The organism is Roseovarius arcticus (genome assembly GCF_006125015.1).
Lineage (GTDB): Bacteria > Pseudomonadota > Alphaproteobacteria > Rhodobacterales > Rhodobacteraceae > Roseovarius > Roseovarius arcticus.
Window position 1 is genome coordinate 1,553,681 of sequence record NZ_SZZN01000001.1, and the last position, 24,668, is coordinate 1,578,348.

23 protein-coding genes are annotated in these 24,668 nt (G+C 61.7%); 13 read left to right on the plus strand and 10 right to left on the minus strand.

Annotation, left to right across the window (positions count from 1 at the left end; genetic code table 11):
* Window positions 1–35 precede the first annotated feature (35 nt).
* Window positions 36–923, plus strand: coding sequence for a ferredoxin--NADP reductase (locus tag MK6180000_RS07315; RefSeq protein WP_138936391.1), 888 nt, complete (start codon window positions 36–38; stop codon window positions 921–923).
* A gap of 83 nt (window positions 924–1,006) precedes the next feature.
* Here the strand turns inward: MK6180000_RS07315 and MK6180000_RS07320 are convergent, their stop codons facing one another.
* Window positions 1,007–1,759, minus strand: coding sequence for a translation initiation factor 3 (locus MK6180000_RS07320; RefSeq protein WP_138934139.1), 753 nt, complete (start codon window positions 1,757–1,759; stop codon window positions 1,007–1,009).
* A 166-nt stretch (window positions 1,760–1,925) separates the two neighbouring features.
* Between MK6180000_RS07320 and infC the strand changes: the two genes are divergently transcribed.
* Window positions 1,926–2,522, plus strand: a complete 597-nt coding sequence (gene infC / locus MK6180000_RS07325) for a translation initiation factor IF-3 (RefSeq protein ID WP_138934140.1) — start codon at window positions 1,926–1,928, stop codon at window positions 2,520–2,522.
* Between the two features lie 63 nt (window positions 2,523–2,585).
* Here the strand turns inward: infC and MK6180000_RS07330 are convergent, their stop codons facing one another.
* The 8 genes from MK6180000_RS07330 to MK6180000_RS07365 form a co-directional block, all read right to left on the minus strand.
* Entirely contained in the window at window positions 2,586–3,368 is a 783-nt protein-coding gene (locus MK6180000_RS07330) for an FAD binding domain-containing protein (protein WP_138934141.1), read from the minus strand.
* Window positions 3,369–3,454: 86 nt separating this feature from the next.
* On the minus strand, window positions 3,455–5,836 hold the full coding sequence (locus tag MK6180000_RS07335; RefSeq protein ID WP_138934142.1) for a xanthine dehydrogenase family protein molybdopterin-binding subunit: 2,382 nt from the start codon (window positions 5,834–5,836) through the stop codon (window positions 3,455–3,457).
* 48 nt (window positions 5,837–5,884) lie between these two features.
* Window positions 5,885–6,382: a (2Fe-2S)-binding protein gene (locus tag MK6180000_RS07340; protein ID WP_138934143.1), complete on the minus strand. Its 498-nt coding sequence runs from the start codon at window positions 6,380–6,382 to the stop codon at window positions 5,885–5,887.
* Window positions 6,383–6,453: 71 nt separating this feature from the next.
* Window positions 6,454–7,476, minus strand: a complete 1,023-nt coding sequence (locus MK6180000_RS07345; protein WP_138934144.1) for a molybdopterin-binding protein — start codon at window positions 7,474–7,476, stop codon at window positions 6,454–6,456.
* On the minus strand, window positions 7,473–8,438 hold the full coding sequence (locus MK6180000_RS07350) for an XdhC family protein (RefSeq protein ID WP_138934145.1): 966 nt from the start codon (window positions 8,436–8,438) through the stop codon (window positions 7,473–7,475). The genes MK6180000_RS07345 and MK6180000_RS07350 overlap by 4 nt, the downstream gene beginning before the upstream one ends.
* A gap of 77 nt (window positions 8,439–8,515) precedes the next feature.
* Window positions 8,516–10,468 carry an OmpA family protein gene (locus MK6180000_RS07355; RefSeq protein ID WP_138934146.1) on the minus strand — a complete coding sequence of 651 codons (1,953 nt, stop codon included), beginning with the start codon at window positions 10,466–10,468 and terminating at the stop codon, window positions 8,516–8,518.
* A gap of 120 nt (window positions 10,469–10,588) precedes the next feature.
* Window positions 10,589–11,860, minus strand: a complete 1,272-nt coding sequence (locus tag MK6180000_RS07360; protein WP_138934147.1) for a vWA domain-containing protein — start codon at window positions 11,858–11,860, stop codon at window positions 10,589–10,591.
* A gap of 58 nt (window positions 11,861–11,918) precedes the next feature.
* On the minus strand, window positions 11,919–12,836 hold the full coding sequence (locus tag MK6180000_RS07365; protein WP_138934148.1) for an AAA family ATPase: 918 nt from the start codon (window positions 12,834–12,836) through the stop codon (window positions 11,919–11,921).
* A gap of 177 nt (window positions 12,837–13,013) precedes the next feature.
* Here MK6180000_RS07365 and MK6180000_RS07370 point away from each other — a divergent pair, with 177 nt between their 5' ends.
* From MK6180000_RS07370 to purF, 11 genes are all read left to right on the plus strand, one after another.
* The gene (locus MK6180000_RS07370) at window positions 13,014–14,006 is read left to right on the plus strand and encodes a phosphoadenosine phosphosulfate reductase (protein WP_138934149.1); all 993 of its coding nucleotides are present in this window, start codon (window positions 13,014–13,016) and stop codon (window positions 14,004–14,006) included.
* 63 nt (window positions 14,007–14,069) lie between these two features.
* Entirely contained in the window at window positions 14,070–15,119 is a 1,050-nt protein-coding gene (gene pyrC, locus MK6180000_RS07375) for a dihydroorotase (protein WP_138934150.1), read from the plus strand.
* Window positions 15,120–15,188: 69 nt separating this feature from the next.
* A complete protein-coding gene (locus MK6180000_RS07380) occupies window positions 15,189–15,863 on the plus strand; it encodes an orotate phosphoribosyltransferase (RefSeq protein ID WP_138934151.1) in 675 nt (224 codons plus the stop codon).
* 165 nt (window positions 15,864–16,028) lie between these two features.
* Window positions 16,029–17,537: a replicative DNA helicase gene (locus tag MK6180000_RS07385; RefSeq protein WP_138934152.1), complete on the plus strand. Its 1,509-nt coding sequence runs from the start codon at window positions 16,029–16,031 to the stop codon at window positions 17,535–17,537.
* Window positions 17,538–17,607: 70 nt separating this feature from the next.
* A complete protein-coding gene (alr, locus tag MK6180000_RS07390; RefSeq protein ID WP_138934153.1) occupies window positions 17,608–18,645 on the plus strand; it encodes an alanine racemase in 1,038 nt (345 codons plus the stop codon).
* Entirely contained in the window at window positions 18,642–19,427 is a 786-nt protein-coding gene (locus MK6180000_RS07395; protein WP_171054570.1) for an MlaE family ABC transporter permease, read from the plus strand. The genes alr and MK6180000_RS07395 overlap by 4 nt, the downstream gene beginning before the upstream one ends.
* Complete coding sequence (locus MK6180000_RS07400; protein WP_138934154.1) at window positions 19,424–20,170, plus strand: ABC transporter ATP-binding protein; 747 nt, start codon at window positions 19,424–19,426, stop codon at window positions 20,168–20,170. The genes MK6180000_RS07395 and MK6180000_RS07400 overlap by 4 nt, the downstream gene beginning before the upstream one ends.
* Before the next feature lie 47 nt (window positions 20,171–20,217).
* The gene (gene radA / locus MK6180000_RS07405) at window positions 20,218–21,585 is read left to right on the plus strand and encodes a DNA repair protein RadA (protein ID WP_138934155.1); all 1,368 of its coding nucleotides are present in this window, start codon (window positions 20,218–20,220) and stop codon (window positions 21,583–21,585) included.
* A 20-nt stretch (window positions 21,586–21,605) separates the two neighbouring features.
* Window positions 21,606–22,214 (plus strand): CvpA family protein, encoded by a 609-nt coding sequence (locus MK6180000_RS07410; RefSeq protein WP_138934156.1) that lies wholly within the window; start codon window positions 21,606–21,608, stop codon window positions 22,212–22,214.
* Between the two features lie 3 nt (window positions 22,215–22,217).
* Window positions 22,218–22,664 carry a DMT family transporter gene (locus MK6180000_RS07415; protein ID WP_138934157.1) on the plus strand — a complete coding sequence of 149 codons (447 nt, stop codon included), beginning with the start codon at window positions 22,218–22,220 and terminating at the stop codon, window positions 22,662–22,664.
* 101 nt (window positions 22,665–22,765) lie between these two features.
* Window positions 22,766–24,244, plus strand: coding sequence for an amidophosphoribosyltransferase (gene purF, locus MK6180000_RS07420; protein ID WP_138936393.1), 1,479 nt, complete (start codon window positions 22,766–22,768; stop codon window positions 24,242–24,244).
* Window positions 24,245–24,379: 135 nt separating this feature from the next.
* Here purF and MK6180000_RS07425 read toward each other — a convergent pair whose 3' ends face one another.
* A complete protein-coding gene (locus MK6180000_RS07425) occupies window positions 24,380–24,586 on the minus strand; it encodes a cold-shock protein (protein WP_138934158.1) in 207 nt (68 codons plus the stop codon).
* Window positions 24,587–24,668 lie beyond the last annotated feature (82 nt).

Consider the following 24,668-nt stretch of genomic DNA (forward strand, 5'->3'; position numbering starts at 1 on the left):
AAAAGGATCGGCATAGATTGCCGATAGATGATTTGATGAACGAGATGACCCAAGTGAACCAAACCGCAGCCCAGATCGCCGCGAACGAAGATAGCGCGCCGGCGCCGCAGCGCGCGGCGCCTGCCCTTCCTGATGCGCAGACCGTCACGCAGGTGACGCATTGGACAGACAAGCTATTCTCGTTTCGCATCACGCGGCCTGCCTCGATGCGGTTTCGCTCGGGTGAGTTCGTGATGATCGGTCTAATGGGCGATCCGCACCCCGAAACCGGCAAGCAAAAACCGCTGCTGCGCGCCTACTCCATCGCATCCCCGTCGTGGGATGACGAGCTGGAGTTCTATTCAATCAAGGTGCAGGACGGGCCGCTCACGTCCAAGCTGCAGCATATCCAGCCCGGCGATCAGGTAATTTTGCGTCCCAAGCCCGTTGGAACGCTGGTGCATGACGCGCTGCTTCCGGGCAAACGCCTGTGGCTCTTTGCGACCGGCACCGGATTTGCGCCGTTCGCGTCGCTTTTGCGCGATCCGCAGACCTACGAGGACTACGACGAGGTCATCGTGACCCACACCTGCCGCACAGTGGGTGAGCTTACATACGCTGCGCAACTGATTGAGGACATCCGCAGCAATGAGATGCTGGAGGAGCTGATCGGAGACGGCTTTGCCGACAAGCTGCGCTATTACCCGACCACCACGCGCGAAGAGAGCCCCAAGATGGGCCGCATCACCAGCCTGATGCGCTCGGGCGAAATGTATGCTGATCTGGGCGTGCCGCCTCTATCGCCCGAAAATGATCGCGCGATGATTTGCGGGAACATGGCCTTCAATCTGGAGCTGAAGGATCTGTTCGAGGAGTATGGCCTGCGTGAAGGCGCTAACTCTGCACCGCGCGAATATGTTGTTGAAAAGGCGTTTCTCGACTGATCGTACTGCCCACCGATAAGGCACGAAAAAGCCCGCGCCGGACACTCCGGGGCGGGCTTCGTTTTATGTCGCTTTGCTGCGGCTTACATTCCCAGTGCTGCACGCGCCTGAGCGAGCGCGGCTTGCAGAAGCTCAGGATTTTCCTGCGCTTTTTGCAGCGTTGCCTTCAGCAGCGTCTTTTGCGTGGCGTTGATGTTCGAGTTATCAATCATCTGTGCAGCGGCATCCATATCAAAGTTTTCTACGGTCAAGGGGGCAGCCGCCTCTGTTGCCGTGTCTGTCATAGTGCCTTCGGAAGTGTCCGCATTGTCAGCTGCATCAGGCGCCGTGCTTGCCGCGTCATCGACAGCCTCTGCGGCCGTGTTCGCGGTAGCCTCAGCCGCATCGCCTGTCGCCTCAGCCGTATCGCTCGCTGCTGCGGCCGCTTTTGCTGCTGCGTCGTCTACGACCTTCATGGCATCGCTGCCCTCCTCCGACATCGCGTCGACGGCGTCCTGAACGCCCTCAATAGCGGAGTTTGCGGCGTCCGTCGCGCTAGCTGCGGCGTCGCTGGCGGTGCTTTCGACGGCGCTCACTGCCCCATCTGCATTCTTCAGCAGATCGTCCGTGGCCGTCTCGACCGCGGCGCCTGCTTCATCTGCGGCAGCATCGACATCGGCGGCGGTATCGTCCATCGCAGCACTTGCTTCATCCGCGGTCTGCTCCAACTCGGCGGGTGCATTGATCTGCTCGGCACTGTCCGTTTCGATCAACTCGGCTGGTGATCGGCCGGTAACCAGCACATAGCCGCCAATCAGAACGATCGCGGCCAGCACGATCCAAATAAGGTTTTTCATCTTAATATCCCCATGTATCGATACAAATTCGTCGCAAACCACCGCCAAGACGAGGGCCGCTCGATAGCAACAGATGTCATGCCCGCCGTACTCACAAGGCGCAAGGGTGTTTCGCCCATTGTCGGCACAAAGCAGCCCATTTTCGCGCTTGAAACATAGGATAGCCATGGCTACGTTGCCCCTGAACGTCATTAATAACTATCCAAGGATCAAAGCCATAGCCCGCAGACCGCATAACGCGCCGCCACAGCGCGACACAGGACCTCGCGTAAACGACCGCATTCGCGATGCGGAAATTCGGCTCATCGGGGCCGATGGCGACAATGTAGGCGTCGTGTCAGGCGCTCGAGCGATGGAAATGGCAGAAGAGGCTGGGCTGGATCTGGTCGAAATTTCGCCCAACGCCAAGCCGCCTGTTTGCAAGATTATGGATTTCGGCAAATACAAGTACGAGACGCAAAAGCGCGAGGCCGAAGCGCGCAAGAAGCAGAAGATCATTGAGGTGAAGGAGGTCAAGTTCCGCCCCAACACCGATACGAACGACTACGACGTCAAGATGCGCAACGTCTTCAAGTTTCTGGAAAATGGCGACAAGGTCAAGATCACGCTGCGCTTTCGCGGCCGCGAGATGGCCCACCAGGATTTGGGCCGCGAGTTGTTGCAACGCGTTGCTGCCGACGTCGAGGGCTCCGGCAAGGTCGAGAATATGCCCAAGATGGAAGGCCGCCAGATGATTATGATCATCGGCCCGATGCCACGGTAAAACGCCATAGAATTCAAAGTTTATGCGGCCCGGATATCCTCCGGGCCGTTTTTGCAAGCAGCGTCAGCTTGCCGCAGCAATGGCGCGTTTGGTCATCACGCTGACCAAGTGCGCGCGATATTCAGGCGTTCCGTGCAGATCACCGATCATGCCGTCCGCCGGCACGTTCAGTCCCTCCAGTGCGCCCGCGCTGAAATCACCGCTCAGCGCCGCCTCGGCCTCGCTCCAGCGGAACACACCGCTTTCGGACGCACCAGTGACGGCCACGCGCGCGCCATCATCAAATTTCGCGACAAACACTCCGACCAAGGCAAACCGCGATGCCGGCTGCTCAAATTTCGCATAGCCTGACTTGACGGGGACCGGAAATTTCACCTGCGTAATGATCTCGCCATCGTTCAGCGCTGTGTCAAACATCCCCTGAAAGAAGTCGTCCGCCGCAATTTCGCGGTTGTCCGTCACTATAGTTGCGCCCAGCCCCAATGCGGCCGCAGGATAGCAGGCCGATGGATCATTGTTAGCGAGCGATCCGCCCAGCGTGCCGCGATTGCGCACCGCCGGATCACCGATCTTGGCCGCCATACCGGCAAGTCCCGGAAACGCGCCCGCCGCAACCTCGCCATGCGTTGTGCCGCCCCCGATACACAGGCGCCCTGTGTCATCGGTGCAGATCCCGCGCATCTCATTGATGCCAGACAGGCTGACCAGAACGGACGGCATCGCAAGCCGTTGCTTTAGCGTCGGGATCAGTGTCTGCCCCCCGCCCAGAGGCTGCGCTTCGTCCGCGGCCAGTGCCTTGACCGCATCCGCGATGCTTGTCGGCCGTTCTATCTCAAATGCGTACATTCTGGCGTCTCCCAAATACGGGCAAGCATTTCTTCTTGCCCTAAATATCCCGGGGTCCGGGGCAGCGCCCCGAAATTCCCCCGCTCTCAGCCCTTCTGCATCGCCGCCCAGACACGCGATGGTGTCACGGGCATGTCCACGTGATCCACCTTGTGCCCGCCTGATTGCAGCGCATCGACGACCGCATTGACGACCGTGGGCGTCGACCCGATTGCCCCTGCCTCGCCGCAGCCCTTCACCCCTAGGGGGTTGTGCGTGCACGGCGTGCCGTTGGAATGGTCGATGACAAAAAACGGCACATCGTCGGCGCGCGGCATGCAATAATCCATGTAGCTGGCCGATAAAAGTTGGCCGTCCGCGTCATAGGTGCAATTTTCCATCAGCGCCTGACCGATGCCTTGCGCCAGTCCGCCATGCACCTGCCCGTCCACGATCATCGGATTGACCACCTTGCCAAAATCGTCAGCGGTGGTGAACTTCTCGATCGTCACTTTGCCGGTCTCAGGGTCCACCTCTACCTCGCAGGCATAGGCGCCTGAGGGATAGGTAAAGTTGTTAGGATCGTAGAACGCCGTCTCTTCCAGTCCGGGCTCCACCTCGTCTAGCGGGTAGTTGTGCGGCACGTATGCGGCCAGTGTGACATCGCCCCACGCGAGCGATTTATCGGTACCAGCCACGGTGAACTTGCCGTCCTTCAACTCGATATCGCCGTCCGAGGCCTCCATTATATGTGCCGCGATCTTCTTGGCCTTGGCGATGATTTTTTCGGTCGCGCGCACCATGGCACTGCCCCCCACGGCGATTGAGCGCGAGCCATAGGTGCCCATGCCCATCGGCGTATTAGCGGTATCGCCGTGCTCAATCTCGATCATGCTGGCGTCGATACCGATCATGTCAGCCACGACCTGCGGAAACACCGTTTCGTGCCCCTGCCCGTGGCTGTGGCTGCCGGTCATCACAGTGATGCCGCCGGTGGCGTTGACCCGAACAGTCGCACTTTCATAAAGGCCCGCGCGTGCACCCAGTTGGCCGACTAGGTTCGAGGGTGCGATGCCGCACGCCTCAATAAAGCAGTTCACGCCGAGGCCGCGCAGCTTGCCCTTGGCCTCGCTCTCCTTGCGGCGCGCGTCAAAGCCTCCTAGATCAGCTTTCGCTTCAAGCTTGTCCACTAACCTATGGAAATCGCCCGAATCATACTCTACCGCTACCGGTGTCTGGTAAGGGAATTCAGTGACGAAGTTCTGCCTGCGCAGCGCGATGGGATCAACGCCCAGCTCGCGCGCGGCTTTATCAATGACGCGCTCTAGCTGGTAGGTCGCCTCGGGCCGGCCGGCGCCGCGATAGGCATCCACGGGCACGGTATTGGTGAACACTGCGCGCACATTGACGTAGACCAGCGGCGTTTTGTAATTGCCCGCCATCAGCGTACCATGCAGCCATGTCGGGATCGACGGCGCAAAGGTCGACAGATATGCGCCCATATTGGCCAGCGTGTCAGTGCGTATTGCGGTAAAGTTGTTGTCCTTGTCCAGCGCCAGCTCAATCTTGGTGACGTGGTCGCGGGCTTGTGCATCGCTCAGGAACGCCTCAGACCGGGTGCATGTCCATTTCACGGGCCTGTTCAAGGCTTTAGCGGCGAATGTGCAGAACGCCTCCTCGGCGTAGTGATAGATTTTAGAGCCGAAACCACCACCGACATCGGGCGCAACCACGCGCAATTTATGCTCGGGTATGTTCAGCACGAAGGCGCCCATCAAAAGGCGGATCACGTGCGGGTTTTGCGATGTGGTGTACAGCGTCGATCCACCCGTCCCGCGATTGTAGTCGCCGATAGCGACACGCGGCTCCATCGCGTTGGGCACGAGGCGGTTATTTATCAGCTCGACCGTTGTAACATGCGCGGCATTCTTGATCGCATCATCGACTGCCTGTTTGTTCTCTTCAACAAATCCCCAGTCAAAACAAAGGTTACTGGTCAGATCTTCATGTACTTTAGTTGATCCATCCTCCAGCCCTTTGCGCATGTCGATGACTGCGGGCAAGTCTTCGATATCCAGCACAATCGCCTCGGCGGCATCGCGGGCCTGATCACGCGTCTCGGCCACGATGGCGGCGATAGGATCGCCGACATGGCGTACATGTGTCTCGCACAGCACCGGGTGTCGCGGCTCTTGCATAGGCTGTCCAAAACGGTCGGTCACCTGCCAGCCGCAAGGGATACTGCCGGCATCATTGAAGTCTTTGCCAGTGAATATGCGCAGAACGCCCGGCATCTTTTCGGCCTCAGAGAGGTCCAACCCGTTCAGCTTGCCATGGGCGACGTCCGAGCGCAGGAAATGTACGTAGGCCTGTCCGCGCAGATTGATGTCGTCAGTATAATTCCCGGTACCTGACAAGAAGCGGACGTCTTCGCGCCGCTTGGGGCTGGCGCCGATGCCGCCATGATGGGGTGCGTTGTCCTTGGGCATTATGTCTCTCCCTGGGTGTGCGTGTGCGGGCCTGCGGATCTGTTGGCGTTATTCGGCGGCAATCTCGCCCGGAATGGCGCTGACGTCCTGCCCGCTGGCGGCCATAATGGCCTTGACGATGTTGTGATATCCGGTGCAGCGGCAAATATTTCCCTGCAAGTAACTGCGCACCTCGGCCTCGCTGGGCTTTGGGTTGTCTTTCAGCAGCGCGGCGGCGCTCATCACCATGCCGGGGGTGCAAAAGCCGCATTGAAGCCCGTGATAGTCCTGAAATGCCTGCTGGATCGTATTCAGCGTGCCGTCGGGGGCCGCCTGCCCCTCGATCGTGTCAACGGTCGCGCCTTCGGCCTCGGCGGCGAACATTGTGCAGGATTTGACGGCCTTTCCATTCACATGCACGACGCAGGCGCCACATTGGCTGGTGTCGCAGCCGACATGCGTGCCGGTCAATTCCAAAGTTTCGCGCAAAAAGTCGACCAGCAGCGTGCGGCCCTCGATAGTACCGCGGGCGGCCTTGCCGTTCACCGTCATGCTGACCTCGGACATGGGCGCCTCCCAACGCTTTGTTATATCAGCCGTGAGTTAAGCACGGCCAATCGCAGTTGAGAAGACTGTTTTTACTCGATGTTCGTGCTGCGGCGCGGCATTGGGCGGCTGGGAATTTCCTTGAGCAAGCCGCCCACGCCCATGGCCGCAATGTCACGCGGTGTGACGGGGACGCCGCAAATCACCCGCTCCAGCACCCAATCGGCACCGTTCAGCGTCGGCGACCGCGCGCAACTTGGCAAGCCGATAACTGGTTTTGCACCGATCCGGCCTAGAAAAAGCAGATTTCCCGGATCGACGGGCATCCCGTAGTGATCGACGTGGCCGCCCGCTTGGCGAACTGCCTCGGGCGCGACATCGCGGATATCGGATGTGGCCGATCCGGTGAGGATCAATAGTACCTCGCCGGGCGCCGCGGCGAGGGCCGCCGCGATGGACGCAACGTCATGCGGCACGACGCAGCGTTCGGACAGCTGCGCGCCAAAGTGCTCGACGCGTGCCGCCGTCGCGCGCCGCCCCTTGTCGGGCGGGATGCCCTCCCCAATGCGCGTTTCAATCAGCGAGAGCGACGCCACTTGCGCACCATGCAGCGCCAGCGCACCGCGCGCAGCCGTGCAGGCACGCGCCAGCAGATCGCCGTCGACCGCATAGGGTATGATCTTGATCGTCGCGACAAGGCCGCCTGCCGCGACCTTCTGCCAGCGCGCGGCGGTGGCGATGGTCATGCCCGCATCCACCAGATTTGCGTCCAGTATCGCGCCGGCGTCCACCGAAACAACGCCGGCATGCTCGGCAACCAGATTGACCCGCCCGGTGCTGGCAGGGCGCGCGCGAAGGCCAGGTTGGTTGCTCAGAATAGCGGTCGCCAGCGCCTCGGCTGCGGTATCCTCATGCACGTCGCCCGGCCCAAGCTGGGCGACGATCACCTGCGCCGCGCCGTTTTCGGCCAGATCGCGCAAATGCTGCTCTGTCAGCACGGTGCCTTTGGCGATCTTGTAGGTTCGTCCGGCGCCCGGTTCGGGCGAGGCCGCCTGCATGGAGTGAGCGAGGATCGACCCCAGCGCGTCCTCCAGCGGAACCGACCCGAACCTCACGCGCCACGCCTCAATACTTGCGTCATCTGGGCGAGGATGCTGAGCGCGATTTCTGCCGGGCCAGCGGCCCCTATATCCAATCCGACAGGACCATGGATACGGGCCAGATCCGCCTGCGAAAACCCGGCCGCTGTCATCCGCTCCAGCCGTTTGGCGTGGGTACGGGTCGATCCCAGCGCGCCGATGTAGAACACGTCAGAGCGCAGCGCCTCGGCCAGTGCAGGATCATCCAGCTTGGGATCGTGCGTCAGCAGGACCAGCGCGGTGCGCGCATCGAGGCCGAGCGCGCGCACGCCGTCATCGGGCCATTCGTCCAGCAGCGTTATACCGGGAAAACGGTCTGCGCTGGCAAACGCGGTGCGGGGATCGATCACGACCGGATCATATCCGACTTGCCGCGCCATTGGCACCAGCGTCTGCGCGATATGAACGGCGCCCACGACGATCAGGCGAAGCGGCGGATTGTGAATGGCGACAAAGGTTTCCCCGTCCTCGGCAAACCCTGAGCGGTCCATGCGAAACCGGTCCTCGTGCCCGGTAAGTTCCAGACGCGGCGGGCCATCCGGCGGACTGACCAGCGCGGCAGGGCGCCGGGCGCGCCGTACCTCGACCAGATCGGCCAGCACGCCTTTGGGCAAAGCGCCCCCAACGGGCTGTACCAGTATCCGAATCGTGCCGCCGCAAGCGAGGCCCACCGCGAACGCATCGCCGTCCGCAACGCCGTATTCCAGCATCCGGGCGTCGCCGCCCTCAATCGCCTCCAGCGCTTCGGCCACCACCGCGCCCTCGACACAGCCGCCCGAGACGGAGCCGGCCATTTCGCCCGCGCCCGATACGGCCAGCATCGCGCCCACGCGGCGCGGCGCACTGCCCCAAGTCTGCACCACAGTCGCCAGTGCCGCGCCTTTACCAGCGCGGTACCAGTCCAGCGCGATGCCCGGAACGTCGTCGATGTCATCCATGAAAAAAGGCCCTCCGCCCCCAACTATGGGGCGCAGGGCCAAAACACTCAATCAGAGTTTACGCGCGCCTTGCTGGCTTAGCGGCCACCATCAAGGAGCGGCGTGATGTTGCGCACCGCGCCGCGACGGTTGGCCCGGATGTCGCCCGCCCGGCGATCACGCAGATCAGCCTCGCCGTAGCCCTGCACGATCATGTTCGACGGCGGCACCTGAAAGTACTCGGTGAGGGCCAGCGCGACCGATTCGGCCCGGCGGTCTGACAGCGCGAGGTTGTAGCTGGCATCGCCGACCGTATCGGTGTGCCCCTCGATCAGAAACACCTGACGCGGATCATCATTGATTGCGGTAGTCATCGCACGTCCCAGATCCGACAGATCCTGCGCCTCGTCCGCTTCGATCACGGCCGAGCCTGTCTTGAAGTTGATCGCATCAAGCGCAATCACCGGAACCAAGTGGCGCACCGCATCAATACGGCGGATCTGGTTTAGTGAGTATGTGCGGTCGGGCAGGTTTCCGTTCGCACTGTTCAGGGCAAGACGCAGCTGATCGGCGTCAGCTGTGCTGTAGTCATAATCGCGCGTAGCAGCGAATTGATTTGCACCCTGCAATTCGCTTACGTCGACACGCTCGTAGGTCTTGGTGTCGTCAAAGAGCGTGTAGCTCTGCCCGTCGTTCAGAACACGTGTGCGGCGCAGAACGCGGCCATCGGCGGCACGGATCGTCACGGTCGAGCTGCCGTCAGCCTCGGTCACTTCGCTACGTGTCGAGCCATCGCTGTAGGTCTGCGTCTGAACGTCGCTGCCGGGACGGCGCAGCAGGATGTCGTCATCCTTGATGATCCGGTATTCGCCCGACGGCTCGCGGACAACCGCGCGGTCACCGGTGTTCGACACAACTTCACCGCCACCTTTCAGCAACTGGCCAACAGCATAGGCACCAAGGCCCACAGCGGCAACGATACCAACTGTCTTCAGCAGGTCATTGTCCTTTTTCTCGGAAGCAGCAGGAGCGAATGGGTCGGGCTGGCCGCTGGCAGTCGTCTGGAATTCCTCGCTGGAGGACCGGGCCTGATCTTCGGTGATTATGCCCTGCTGGCTGTCTACAACCTCGCCTTCGCCTGATGCGGCGGCGGCGGCTGGCGCGTTCTCATCGGCCAGTGCGGCCGAATTGGCCTGCGTCTCAGCGCTTACCTGAGGCAGCACGTCGGGCGCGCTATTTTCGGTCGATTCGCTGGCGCCAGCTTCACCCAATACACTCGCAGCGGCATCTTCGCCCGACTGCGCTGGCGCGGCGCTGGTTGCAGCAGCGGCAGCGGCATCAGCCTCCGCTTTTGCGGTGGCCTCTGCATTTGCTTGTGCTTCTGCGGCAGCATCAGCATCAGCCTGCGCTTTGGCATCGGCGTCAGCTTGTGCAGCGGCGGCACCCTCGGCGTCAGCCTTGGCCTGCGCGGCGGCCTGGTCTGCTGCGGTTTTCTCGGCCTCGGCCTGCGCTTGTGCTGCTGTCGCGGCGTCGGCCTCTTTTTGCGCAGCGTCTGCTGTGGCGGCATTGGCGGCGGCATCTGCATCGGCTTGGGCCTGCGCGGCTTCGGCATTGGCAGCAGCTTCGGCTTCTGCGGCAGCATTTGCCTCGGCGGCTGCGGCATCTGCCTCGGCCTGGATCTCTGCGGCATCGGCTTCGGCCTGTGCGGCTGCGGCCTCGGCTTCAGCCTGCGATTGAGCGGCTGCGGCTTCTGCCTCAGCAGCGGCTTGTGCTTCAGCAGCGGCTTGCGCCTCAGCTGCGGCTTGCCCCTCGGCGCTGGTTTCTCCGCCTTGCTCGTTCGATGTGCTTGCAGGCTCTTCGGTGCTCAGCAATCCTGATGTCAAATTCTGTTCGGCCGTGTTGGCCTCGTTCTCGGCAAGGCGAAGAAGCGTGCCTGTAGGGGCTGCGCCGCGTACCAAGTTCGCCGCGTCATAGGCGGCAGAAGGGAGCGGGGCCGCAGCGTTCAGCACCAATGCAAGAGCGGTTGTCGATGATAGCCAATGGCGGGACATAAAAATCCTCCTAGTTAAAACACACGACCATGCCGCGCGAAAATGCGCGGTGGCAGGTCAACTCGGGACTTAACACGAGGCGGCGCTGATTCGTTCCATCACGCTTTCGTCAGTGGCAGATTATCGCGCGCGCATCAGGCGGGCCTTTTCGCCTGCACCTGCGGGTGCGGCAAGTACAGCGGCCAGATCCGCCAACGTGGCGACAGAATGGCATGGCAGCACCGCGTCTACATGCGGCAGCATGGCCGCAATGCCCTGCGCCTTGGGGGCGAATCCGTCCCACCTCAGCAGCGGGTTGAGCCAGACAAGACGACGCGCCGATAAGTGCAGGCGCTGGATCTGGGCGGCCAGAGCATCTGGCGCCCCCCGGTCCAGCCCATCGGTGATCAGTAGCACCAGCGCACCCTGCCCCAGCACCCGGCGCGACCAGTCACGATTAAACGCCGCGATGCAGTCGCCGATGCGCGTGCCGCCCTCCCAGTCCTGTACCTCGCGGCCCGCGGCCGCCAGCGCCGCATCCACGTCGCGGGTTGCCAGATGGCGCGTGATATTACTAAGCCGCGTGCCGAAGGTGAACGCATGCACCTGTCCCCAGCCGCCACGCGCACCAGCACCGCTGTCTGCGCGGGTATTGGCGACCGCGTGGACAAAATGCAGCACCATGCGGCTATACTGGCTCATGGAGCCTGAGATGTCGCAAAGCACCACCAAATCGGGAGGCTTGCGGCGCGGCGCGCGGCGGGCAATCTGGGTAATCTCGCCGCCCCGGCGCATTGCCAGCCGCATGGTGCGCGCAGCATCCAGCACGCGGCCCCGCGCATCGGTGCCCATCCGGCGCGACGGCAAAGGCGGCACTGGCAGCGTTAACTCCGCCAGCATGCGGCGTGCCTCAGTTATTTCAGCGGCGCCCATCTGCTCAAAATCAAGGCTGCGCAGACGCTCGCGCGCTGATTGCGTGGCGCTGGCGTCAATTTCGAGCAGCGCGTCACCGTCATCCTCAGGTATTTCCTGATCCGGCGCCTCGGCCCCGTCCAGCAGCGCCTCGGCGGCACGTTTTTCGGCAGCCTGCGCCGTACGATCCTCATTCAGGCCGCGCATGGCAGGCAAAAGAGTGGCCATCATATGCTCAAGGAAACGCGGATCGCGCCAGTAGAGCCGGAATATCTGCCCAAAGACGGCGCGATGTTCGGGGCGGCTGACGCAGGCCGCATGCAGCGTCCAATAGAAATCAGTGCGCGAGGTGAAGCCGGCAGCCGCCACCGCGCGTACCGCGTCGATGATGCGGCCCGTGCCGACGGGCATTCCGGCGCGGCGCAGGGCACGGGCGAAATGGGTGATATTCAGCGCCAGCTTAGGATTGTCAGGTAATTCAAGGTCTGGGTATTCGTGCATTGCGCAGCACCGGGGATTTAGCCCCGGCCCTCCGCTGTATAGGGGGAACGGCCAACACTCATGCTGGTGCAATCGCGCTGCGGGCCCGTTCCAGAATGCGGGCGGCCTCACTGCCATTCAACCGGGCAATGTCGTCCTGATACTTCAGCAGCGCGCCCAGCGTGTCGGCGATAACCTGCGGGCTAAGTGCGACAGCATCCAGCGCCAAAAGGCATTTGGCCCAATCGATAGTTTCCGCAACGCCGGGTTTCTTGAACAGATCCTCGGTGCGCAGCGCTTGCACGAAGGCCACCACCTCGCGGCTAAGCTGGTCTGGCAATTCGGGCGCACGGGCAGACAGGATCTGGGCCTCACGCTCAAAATCAGGGTAGTCGACCCATGCATAAAGGCAGCGGCGTTTCAGTGCGTCATGTACTTCGCGCGTGCGGTTGGATGTCAGAATCACGATGGGTGGCTCTGCTGCCGCGATCGTGCCCATCTCGGGAATAGTGACCTGAAAATCACTAAGTGCCTCTAGCAGGAACGCCTCGAACGGGGCATCGGTGCGGTCCACCTCGTCGATCAGCAGGACGGGCGGGCCGCCGGGCTGCGGACGCATTGCCTGCAAGAGCGGGCGTTCAATCAGGAATTCGTCAGTAAAGAGGTGGTTCTTGAGCGCGGCACTATCCGAGTGCCCGCCCGCCTCAGCGGCGCGAATCGCGATCATCTGCGCGGCAAAGTTCCATTCGGCCACGGCGCTGGACGCATCCAACCCCTCGTAGCATTGCAAACGGATCAGGCGCCGGCCAAGAGCGGCGGCAACGGCTTTGGCGATCTCGGTCTTACCTGTGCCAGGCTCGCCTTCCAAAAACAGCGGCCGGCCCAGTCGCAGCGCAAGGAACAGCGCAGTGCCAAGAGCGCGTCCGCACACATACCCCTCGCCCGCCAGTATGGTCTGAACATCGCCAATGTCGCCAATATCGCCAAGCTTTGTCATAAATATACCCTACCCAAAGCCTGTTTGGCGGCCTATTACCCGCGCACCGTGCCGCGCCGCTGCCGTCCTGTCCAGCAAACCTCACGGATTTTACAAAGTTTCGCCTGAATTGCCGCCTAGAACTGCACGAGTCGCCCCCCGTACACCGCCGCCCAAAAGTCACAAGGACAAACCTAGATGCAAGAAGCGCCCAACACCTTCGACATGCCGCTGTCCGGGCTCAAGGACCGTGACGCATGGCTCGACAAGGTGGCCGAACTTGCCGATGAGGACGGCTATGTTCAGCGGCTAGGCGCGCGGCACGCAGCAATATTTATTGAAGACAAGAAAACGCTGCTCGTCACCTTCGAGACGCATCAAAGCATCATGGTCTCATCGCGCGACGCGCAACCGCTGGGCTGGGAAATGGCCAAGGCGCTAGGCTGGTCGCATCTGTGCCTCGTTTCGGACGGCGACACATGGTTTCGCGACAAGGCGGTCTATGGCTATTTCGACCGGCTGGTCGATGACGGCTTTTTCGAGGATTTCGACCAAGTGATATTCTACGGCGCCGGTTCCTGCGGTTATGCCGCTGCCGCGTTCTCGGTTGCGGCACCGGGCGCAAAGGTGATCGCCCTTTCACCGCAAGCCACGCTGGACCCGCGCATGGCCGGGTGGGATGATCGCTACCGGCATATGCGACGCACAGATTTCAACGATCGCTACGGCTATGCACCCGACATGCTGGATGCGGCGGATGAGGCATTCGTCATCTATGACCCCGAAAATGATCTGGACGCGATGCACGCCGCACTCTTTGCGCGCAGTAACGTGACGCTCTTTCGGATGCGTTTTCTCGGGCCGGATCTGGAGACGGCGCTGATGCGGTTGCGAATCCTCTTTCGCATCTTGGCGCAGGTCAGCGCAGACAAGTTGAACCGCGCGGCGCTGGCCCGCCTCTTCCGCGCGCGGCGCGCCGATGGCGGCTATCAGTTTACGCTGCTGCAACGGCTAAAGGCCGACGCGCGGCCTTATCTGGTGGTCCTCTTGGCCCGAAAGGTGCTGGAGCAACGCAACGCACGTCCGTTCCGCAGGGCACTGGACGCCGCCGTCGCCGCGGCGCAGGAAAATGGCACGCGGCTACCGCCGCCTGTCCCCGGCGCAGGTCAGGCGCAGGGCGGCGACGATTAAACACCCTACCGCGCGGCAAGCCGGCTCTGGCGCGCGCCGCGCCGCTCGTGTATTGCGCGCCCCATGACCCAAGAATTGACCCTGCGCACCCCCGATGACTGGCACTTGCACCTGCGCGACGGCGCAATGCTGCGCGCAGTTCTGCCATCGACAGCGGCGCATTTCGCCCGCGCGATCATCATGCCCAATCTGGTGCCGCCTGTCGTTACGGGCAGCGATGCTGCCGCCTACCGCACGCGGATCATTGCGGCACTGCCTGAGGGCGCGGATTTTACCCCGCTGATGACACTCTACCTGACCGAAGCAACGGACCCGGCCGATGTTGCCGCCGCACATGCCTCGGGCCTCATTTCAGCGGTCAAGCTTTACCCAGCCGGCGCGACGACCAATTCGGCCAGCGGTGTCGCCGACTTCACCCGCGTTCAGGGCGTGCTGGAAAAAATGGCCGAGATCGGTCTGCCGCTCTGCGTGCACGGCGAGGTGACAGATCCAGACATCGACATCTTTGACCGCGAAGCGGTATTCATTGACCGCGTGCTGGACCCACTGCGCAAACGTGTGCCCGGCTTAAAGGTGGTGATGGAGCATATCACCACGTCGCAGGGCGTGGAGTATGTGAAGGCAAATGCGACGGACCTCGCCGCCACAATCACAACGCATCATCTGGTGATCAATAGAAACCACATTCTCGCGGGCGGCATCCGTCCGCATTATTACTGCCTGCCCGTAGCCAAGCGCGAGGAGCATCGCGTCGCGCTTCGTATAGCCGCCACATCGGGCGACGCACGCTTCTTTCTTGGCACAGACAGCGCGCCCCACACTGACCCGGCCAAGCTTCAGCCTTGCGGCTGCGCCGGCTGCTTTACCGCGCCCAACACCATGGCGATCTTGGCCCATCTATTCGAACAGGATGGCGCGCTGGACAAGCTGGAGGCTTTCGCGTCTCTCAATGGCCCTGCCTTCTACGGTTTGCCGCCCAATAACAGCACTCTCACGCTGACCAAAGGCTCGCGCGATACGCCCAGCCATATCGATACCCAAGACGGCCCTGTCACCGTCTTCGATCCCGGCTTCGTCCCCGGCTGGCATGTCTCAGCCCGTTCTTCTTGCTAAAAGTATCCTCGCCGAAGGCATAAAATCTCTTTCCGCCCTGCGCCAAAGACCGCCACAAGGACCGCCACAATGATCCCCAGCAGCTACCCCCCCGTCGATGAAATTGCCCGCCTGACCGCGCGTATGCTGCTAGAAATAGGCGCCGTGCATTTCAACGCAGAGACACCCTACATCTACTCGTCCGGCCTGCCCGGCCCAACCTATATCGACTGCCGCAAGTTGATCTCGTACCCGCGCATACGCAGCACGTTGATGGATTTTTTAGCCGTTACAGTCATGCGCAATGCCGGGTTTGAGGCGTTTGATAACATCGCCGGCGGCGAGACGGCCGGTATCCCGTTTGCCGCGCTTATGGCCGAGCGGATGGCCCTGCCGATGACCTATGTGCGCAAAAAGCCCAAGGGGCACGGTCGCGGCGCGCGAATCGAAGGCACCATGACCGAGGGCCAGCGCGTGCTCTTAGTCGAGGATCTGACCACCGATGGCGGCTCCAAAATCGGCTTTGTCGATGCGATCCGCGAGACGGGCGCGACTTGCGCGCATACTGCAGTGATCTTCTACTACGGCATTTTTCCCAATACCATTCAGACGCTTGGCGATCATGGTGTTGCCTTGCACCACCTGTGCACCTGGTGGGATGTTCTGGCCGAAGCGCGCGATCAGGGCACTTTCGATGACGCAACCCTGCGGGAGGTTGAGGCATTTCTAAAAGCGCCCCGCGCATGGCAGAACGCGCGCGCGTAAATCCGCTTGGGGCCTGCGCGGGACCTACATGTTGACACCGAGGGGCGACCTGCCGCAACATACAGTCAGTTAAGGCGTCCGGCATTCTATCCACAAAAAGATACAATTTGCCCCCCGACCCGCCCTGCATGTATGACCCGAATGCTGATTAGCCGGGGACACCAAATGAACGAGATCACGACATTCAATGCCACCGGAGGCGCCGCTGGCGCCGAGGTCACAAGCCCCGACACGATGCCCCACTCGATCGAGGCCGAGCAGCAACTCTTGGGTGCGATCCTCACGAATAACGATGTTTTTGACCGCATCGCCAGCATCATCGGCCCGCAGCATTTCTACGACCCGGTCCATTCGCGCATTTACGAGACGGCAGCAGCGCGGATTGCCAAGAACAACCTCGCCTCGCCAGTCACGATTAAGGCCTTCATGGAAGAGGACGAGGGCCTCAAGGAGTTGGGCGGACCCGCGTATTTGGTAAACCTCGCCGGCGCCGCGATCAGCACCTACGCGGTGCGCGATTACGCCCACATGATCTATGATCTGGCGATCCGGCGCGAGTTGATCGGCCTTGGCCACGACATCGCAGGCAAGGCCGCGCGCATGGATGTGGATAGTGAGCCTAAGGACCAGATCGTCGAGGCCGAGCAGATGCTCTACAAGCTGAGCGAGCAGGGCCAGACGCAAAGCGGATTTCAGAGCTTTCTCAAGGCGGTATCGGACGCGGTTAATGTCGCCAACGCCGCCTATCAGCGTGATGGCGGCCTGTCGGGCGTCTCATCCGGCCTCGTGGATATGGACAAGATATTAGGCGGGCTGCACAAATCAGACCTGCTTATCCTTGCCGGACGCCCCTCAATGGGCAAGACGTCACTGGCCACCAACATCGCCTATAACGTCGCAAAGACATACCGCCGTGGCACACGGCCCGACGGCACCGAGGGCGCGATTGAGGGCGGCATCGTCGGCTTTTACAGCCTTGAGATGAGCGCCGAGCAGTTGGCGGCACGGATCCTGTCCGAAGCCTCGGAAATACCCAGCCAGCACATCCGGTCGGGCGATATGACAGAGAGCGAGTTCCGCCGCTTTGTCGATGCCGCCAAGCAGCTGGAATCGTGCCCGCTTTATATCGACGACACGCCCGCCCTGCCGATCAGCCAGTTGGCGGCGCGCGCGCGGCGGCTGAAGCGGACGCACGGCCTTGACGTGCTTATCGTCGATTATCTCCAGCTGGTACGCGGCACCGGGCGCAGCGAAAACCGCGTGAACGAGATTTCCGAGATCACCATGGGGCTCAAGGCTATTGCCAAGGAATTGGACATCCCCGTCATCGCCCTGTCCCAGCTCTCGCGCCAAGTCGAGAGCCGCGAGGACAAGCGCCCGCAGCTGAGCGATCTGCGCGAATCAGGCTCGATCGAGCAGGACGCCGATGTCGTCATGTTCGTTTTCCGCGAGGAGTATTACGCCGAGCGCGAGAAGCCGGGCGATGAGAAGCTGGAGGAAATGGCCGCATGGCAGGAGCGGATGGAGCGTCTGCACGGCAAGGCAGAGGTCATCGTCGGCAAGCAGCGCCACGGCCCCATCGGCACAATCGAGCTTAGCTTTGAAGGACGCTTTACCCGGTTCGGCAATCTGGTGCAGCCATGGCAGAACGGCGGCGGCGAGCAGGAATTCTGATGTTTGCCTTCGGCCCCGATTTGCCCGCTTTGGGCTTGACGCGATTTATCCCCGTGTCACAACGCCAGCCATGAGCACAGCAACCCTCACCATCGACCTCGGGGCTATTACGGCCAACTGGACCGCCCTGTCGGCCCTTGGCCGCGCCGAGGCGGGCGCCGTGGTCAAGGCGGACGCATATGGCCTTGGCGCCGCGCGCGTGGGCCGCGCTTTGGCTAAGGCGGGTGCGCGCACCTTCTTTGTCGCCGTCGCCGAAGAGGGTGTCGCGCTGCGCGAGGCGCTGGGACCGGGACCGGTGATCTACATTCTGTCGGGTCACATGGCCGGCGATGCCGACATGCTGAGCGATATGAGCCTGGCGCCCATCCTCAACTCGCTCGACCAGATGATCCGCCATTTAGAGTCGCTTCCGGGTCATGAGTTCGGCTTGCAACTGGACACGGGGATGAACCGCCTCGGGATGGAGCCCAGCGAATGGGCCGCCGTGCGGGATATTGCTGTGGCGCAAGAACCGCAGCTGATCATCAGTCATTTGGCTGCTGCCGACGTGCGCGATGACGACATGAACCGCAGGCAACTGGAGCTATTTCGCCAGATGACTGCAGGCCTTGAGTGCCCGCTGAGCATTGCGAATACAGGCGGAATAATGCTGGATAAGGCGTTCCACTTTGATGTGACGCGGCCCGGCATCGGCCTTTATGGCGGGATGCCCTATGCAGATGCGCGCCCTGCCGTGGCGCTGGACATTCCTGTGATCCAATGCCGCGATGTCGAGGTTGGCGAGGTCGTAGGCTACAATTCAGGTTGGACGGCGCAGCGGCCCAGCCGTATCGCCACGCTGAACGCCGGATATGCCGACGGAATTTTCCGCGCGATCGGTGGCAAGTCTGCGGTTTGGGCCGACGACGTGCGCTGTCCAATCGTGGGACGCGTTTCGATGGACCTGATCGGCATAGACATCACGGACGCGGCCGCCGATCCCAAGACGGTATCCTTGCTAGGCAGGCATCAAGGCATAGATGAGCTGGCCGACTGCGCAGGCACCATCGCGTACGAGATCCTCACCGCGCTCGGTGCGCGCTACACACGGCGGTATCTGGGCGGATGAACATGATTTTTGGCCTGCTGGCAGCCCTCGGGCGGCAGGTATTTGCTGCGCTGGCCGGTGTTGGGCGTGTCGCGATCTTTGCCGCGCAAACGGTGTCGCATCTGATTCGCCCGCCCTTCTACGGGCGCGAATTTGCGCAGGCGCTGGTGCAGATCGGCTGGCTGTCGCTGCCCGTCGTGGGCATGACCGCGCTTTTCACCGGTGGCGCGCTGGCGCTTCAGATTTATGCCGGCGGCGCGCGCTTCAACGCTGAGACGGTCGTGCCCTCGATCGTCGCCATCGGGCTGACGCGCGAGCTTGGGCCAGTCCTCGGCGGCCTCATGGTGGCCGCGCGCGTCGCCTCGTCCATTGCAGCCGAAATAGGCACGATGAAGGTGACCGAGCAGATTGACGCGCTGACTACCCTCAGTACCAATCCGATGAAATACCTCACCTTGCCCCGCGTTCTGGCGGCGACACTGGCCGTGCCGCTGCTGGTGGGCGTGGGCGATGTGATCGGCATCATGGGCGGATTTCTGGTGGCCATTGGCCGGCTGGATTTTAACGCCGCGACCTACATGCATAACACGCTAAACTTCCTTGAGGGGTGGGACGTGCTGAGCGGGATGATCAAAGGCTCGGTCTTTGGGTTCATCGTCGCGCTGATGGGCTGCTACTACGGCATGAACTCGGCCCGAGGCGCGCAAGGAGTGGGCCGCGCGACCAAGGCGGCGGTGGTGACGGCTTCGGTGCTGATCCTGGCCAGCAACTACATCCTGACGGAGGTGTTCTTTTCGGCATGATTACTCTGTCAAACGTCTGCAAATCATTCGGCACGAAACACGTCCTGCGCGGGGTCGACCTTACGATCCGGCAAGGCACGTCGATGGTCGTCATTGGTGGGTCCGGCACGGGTAAATCGGTTCTGCTCAAATCGGTTCTGGGGCTGGTGACTCCCGACGCGGGGATCATCACGCTGGACGGGCAGGACGTGACCCGCGGCGACCGTGATGCCTTCCTTGCGCGGTTTGGGATGCTGTTTCAGGGCGGCGCGCTGTTTGATTCGCTGCCCGTCTGGCAGAATGTCGCGTTTCGCCTGCAACGCGGCGCGGGCAAGCGTCCTGCGGCAGAGGCGCGCGAGATCGCAATCGAGAAGCTGCGCCGCGTTGGCCTGACACCCGATGCTGCAGACAGATACCCGGCCGAGCTGTCGGGCGGTATGCAAAAACGCGTCGGCCTCGCCCGCGCGATTGCGGCAGAGCCGGAGATTATATTTTTTGACGAGCCGACGACTGGCCTCGATCCGATAATGTCGGGCGTGATCAATGACCTGATCCGCGAGATCGTGGTCGAGATGGGCGTGACCGCGATGACCATCACGCATGATATGACCTCGGTGCGCGCCATCGCCGACGAGGTGGCGATGCTGCATGACGGCGTAATTAAGTGGACCGGACCAGTTGCCGACATGGACGCCTCAAACGATCCCTATCTGGACCAATTCATCCATGGCCGCGCGACAGGCCCGATAGAGGCGGTGCGCTAACCCCGCATTGCGTTGACGCCCCTGCCCGCTTGGGGCATGACCCGCCCATGGCCAAGAACCAACCCACATTCACCTGCACAGAGTGCGGCGCGGTCCACAACAAGTGGTCGGGTCGCTGCGACGCGTGCGGCGCATGGAATACCATCCAAGAAGATTCCGGCCTTAGCGCCGGCCCCGCCACGAACTCGCTAGGCGCGAAACGCGGCGTTGGCATGAAGCTGAGCGATCTGTCCACCAAGGAGGCACCGCCGCCGCGTACATCCTCGGGCATGGCCGAATTGGACCGCGTGCTGGGCGGTGGCCTCGTGCCTGCCTCTGCCATCCTTGTCGGCGGCGATCCAGGTATCGGTAAATCGACGCTGCTGCTTCAGGCAGCCGCCAGCTTTGCCGGACAGGGGCTAAAAACCATCTATGTGTCGGGCGAGGAGGCCAGCGCACAAGTGCGGATGCGCGCCGATCGTCTGGGCCTGTCGGGCGCGAATGTAAAACTGGCCGCCGAGACAAACCTGCGCGACATCCTGACCACGATGGAGGCGGAAAAGCCCGATCTGGTGATTATCGATTCGATCCAGACCATGTGGCTGGACACCATCGGCAGCGCACCGGGCAGCGTGAGCCAGGTGCGCGCCGCCGCGCATGAGCTGACCAGCTTTGCCAAGCGAAAGGGCGTCAGCGTTGTGCTGGTCGGCCACGTCACCAAGGACGGCCAGATCGCCGGTCCGCGTGTGGTCGAGCATATGGTCGACACCGTCCTTTATTTCGAGGGCGAGCGCGGGCACCAGTTCCGCATCCTGCGCGCGGTCAAGAACCGCTTTGGACCCGCCGACGAAATCGGCGTGTTCGAGATGACGGGCGCTGGCCTCAGCCAAGTTACCAACCCCTCGGCGTTGTTTTTGTCAGAGCGTGGCAAGCCATCGCCGGGATCGGTCGTTTTTGCAGGCATTGAGGGCACGCGGCCCGTGTTGTGCGAGTTACAAGCGCTGGTCGCCCCATCGCCGCACAGCCAGCCGCGCCGGGCCGTCGTCGGCTGGGACGGCGCGCGGCTGGCAATGATCCTTGCAGTCCTCGAATCGCGCGTCGGCATCCCGTTTGCGGGGCTCGACGTCTACCTGAACGTCGCCGGCGGCATGAAAATCACCGAGCCGGCCGCAGATCTGGCAGTTGCTGCCGCGCTTCTTTCTGCGCGGGAAGACGCCGCCCTGCCCGCAGATACGGTCGTTTTTGGGGAAATCAGCCTTTCTGGGGCCCTTCGCCCGGTTGGCCAGACCGAAAACAGGTTGAAAGAAGCCGAAAAACTTGGTTTCACGGCGGCAATCATTCCCGAGGGCGGCAAGCCTGGCGGCAAAAGTGGTCTGAGCCTGACGCGTGCGGCGGATCTGATCGGCTTTGTGGGCGACACATTTGGCGCAGGTTAGCGCATAAGGATATTGGCGACATGGACGGATTTACCATCATCGACGGCGTTGTAGCGCTGGTTATCGTGCTATCGGCGCTGCTCGCCTATAGCCGCGGCTTTGTGCGCGAGGCATTGGCGATTGCGGGCTGGATCGTGGCTGGCATTATCGCGTTTATCTTTGCCCCGCAGCTAGAACCGCTGGTCAAAGAGATCCCGGTGATCGGCGAATTCATCGCCGACAGCTGCGAATTGTCGATGATCGGCGCATTCGCCATCGTCTTTGCCATCGCATTGATCATTGCGTCGCTGATCACCCCGCTTTTTTCATCGCTTGTGCAGCGCTCGGCGCTTGGCGGTCTGGATCAAGGGGTCGGCTTCGTCTTTGGCGTAGCGCGGGGCGTCCTGCTCGTTGCGATTGCGTATTTCGTGTACGAGACCGTGGCGACGGCGCAAGAGATCAAAATGATCGACGATAGCCGCTCGGCACGCGTGTTTAGCCAGATGACCGGCAAGATCGACGACAATAATCCCGAACAAGCGCTGGGATGGATCACTGCGCAATACGAAGCGCTGGTCGGCGCCTGCGATAGCGCGGGTACTGCACCCGCAGTTGATGGCACCGGCGCGATCACCCCCGCCACCGAGTAGGCAATGACCAACCCTATCCTCGTCGCGATGGTGCTGATGGCGGTCGCGGGCGGTATGATCGCCTCGCAGGCGCCGATTAACGCAGCCCTCGGGCGCAGTATTGGCAGTCCTATCGGGGCGGCAACGATATCGTTCGGCGTCGGCTTTATTCTCTTGCTGGTGGCCAGCATCGTCACCGGCGACGGCGGTAGCCTGCTGCGCGCGGCCCAAGTTCCTGTTTGGCTGCTTGTCGGCGGCGCATTGGGCGCGGTCTATGTTTTTGCCGCATTGTGGAGCGTGCCGCTGCTCGGCGTCGTGACCACCACATCACTGATGATCTTTGGCCAGATGGGTGCCGCGCTACTGCTGGATCACTATGGCGCGTTCGGCGTGGCGCAGCACAGCATCAACCCTATGCGCCTTCTATCCGCCGCGCTGGTTGCTGGCGGCGTGATCTTGTCGCGCTGGTAGCGATCACTTACCTGAGATCATGCAGTGACACGGGCGGCCACACCCCCTATGTGTGACACATCTGTGAAAACCGGATTCGGAGCGCCCTCTTGACCAAAATCATGCCGCCCGCCCACCCGTTCGACGCCACGTACCTGCGCGATGACGCAGATGGCGATAAACTGCGGGAGGAATGCGGCGTCTTCGGCGTCATTGGCGTTCCAGAAGCCGCCAATTTCGTTGCCCTCGGCCTGCACGCCCTACAACACCGCGGCCAAGAGGCAGGAGGCATCGTCTCCTACGACGCCGCAGACGGGTTCAACAGTGCGCGCCGGTTCGGCTATGTTCGCGACAATTTCACCAAGCAAAGCCTGATGGAAACGTTGCCTGGCGAGTTGTCGATCGGCCATGTCCGCTATTCGACCTCGGGCGGTAAAATGCCTGTGATTCGCGACGTCCAGCCGTTTTTCGGCGAGTTTTCGATGGGCGGCGCGGCGATTGCCCATAACGGCAACATCACCAACGCCATAGCCCTGCGCAAGGAACTGATCGAGCGCGGCAGCATATTTCAGTCAAATTCTGACAGCGAATGCATCATTCACCTGATGGCCCGCTCATTGCAGCAGACCATCCCCGAACGGATGGAGGATGCGCTGCGCCGGGTCGAGGGCGCATTTTCCATCGTTGCCATGACCCGGACCAAGCTGATCGGCGTGCGCGATCCGCTGGGCGTGCGCCCGCTGGTCCTGGGCCAGGTCGGGGATGGCTGGGTGCTGAGTAGTGAGACATGCGCGCTGGACATCATCGGCGCAAAATATGTCCGCGAGATTGAGCCCGGCGAATTGGTCCTCATCACCAAGAACGGTGTCGAGAGCCACTCGCCCTTCCGCAAGCAAAAGCCGCGCTTCTGCATTTTTGAACATGTCTATTTCAGCCGCCCCGACAGCATCATCGGTGATCGCAGCGTCTATGAGACGCGCCGCCAGATCGGGGTTGAGTTGGCCAAAGAAAGTCCGATTGATGCTGATCTGGTTTGCCCCGTGCCGGACTCAGGCGTGCCTGCGGCAATCGGATTTAGCCAGGAATCGGGCATCCCCTACGCCATGGGGATCATCCGCAATCAGTATATGGGACGCACCTTTATTGAGCCAACCGAGCAGATCCGCAACATGGGTGTGCGCCTCAAGCTGAACGTCAACCGCGCCCTGATAAAGGGCAAGCGCGTGATCCTTGTGGACGATAGCGTCGTGCGCGGCACCACCAGCCGTAAAATCCGCGAGATGATATTGGATGCCGGCGCGGCCGAGGTGCACTTCCGCATTGCGTCGCCGCCCACGGCTTGGCCTTGCTTTTACGGCGTCGACACGCCCCAGCGCGATAAATTGCTGGCGGCAACGATGTCCGAGGAAGAAATGCGCCAGCATCTGGCGGTTGACAGTCTCAAGTTCATCTCGCTCGACGGAATGTACCGCGCTGTGGGCGAGGCTAACGGGCGCGATTCCAACAGCCCGCAATACTGCGACGCGTGCTTCTCGGGTGAGTATCCGGTGAAACCCTCAGACCAGATTGACCAAGGTTTTGAGCTGAAGGCAGCTGAATAAAGCGCACAGCGATGCATGTCAGTGCGCAATTCCGATAGCTGCGGCGAGAATGAAACCAGAATCAAAAATGGGCGCATCATCACTGATGCGCCCATTTAAGTATCTGCAGTTCAGCCTCGCTCGCGAGGCTTAACCTTATGCCAGAACGATGTTCGTCGCCGACTCGCGACCATCGCGGCCTGCTTCGATATCGAAGGTGACTTTCTGGTCGTCATTCAGACCGGTCAGGCCAGCCTGCTCAACGGCAGAAATGTGTACAAACACGTCCTTGCCGCCACCATCAGGCGCGATAAAGCCGAAGCCTTTTGTTGAGTTAAACCATTTGACGGTGCCATTGGCCATCGTCGTACTCCTAATAAATAGACTGCCTACATGATGCAGCAGATCCGGCAAGTCAGTGCAAGATCGCAAAACTATTCCGAAA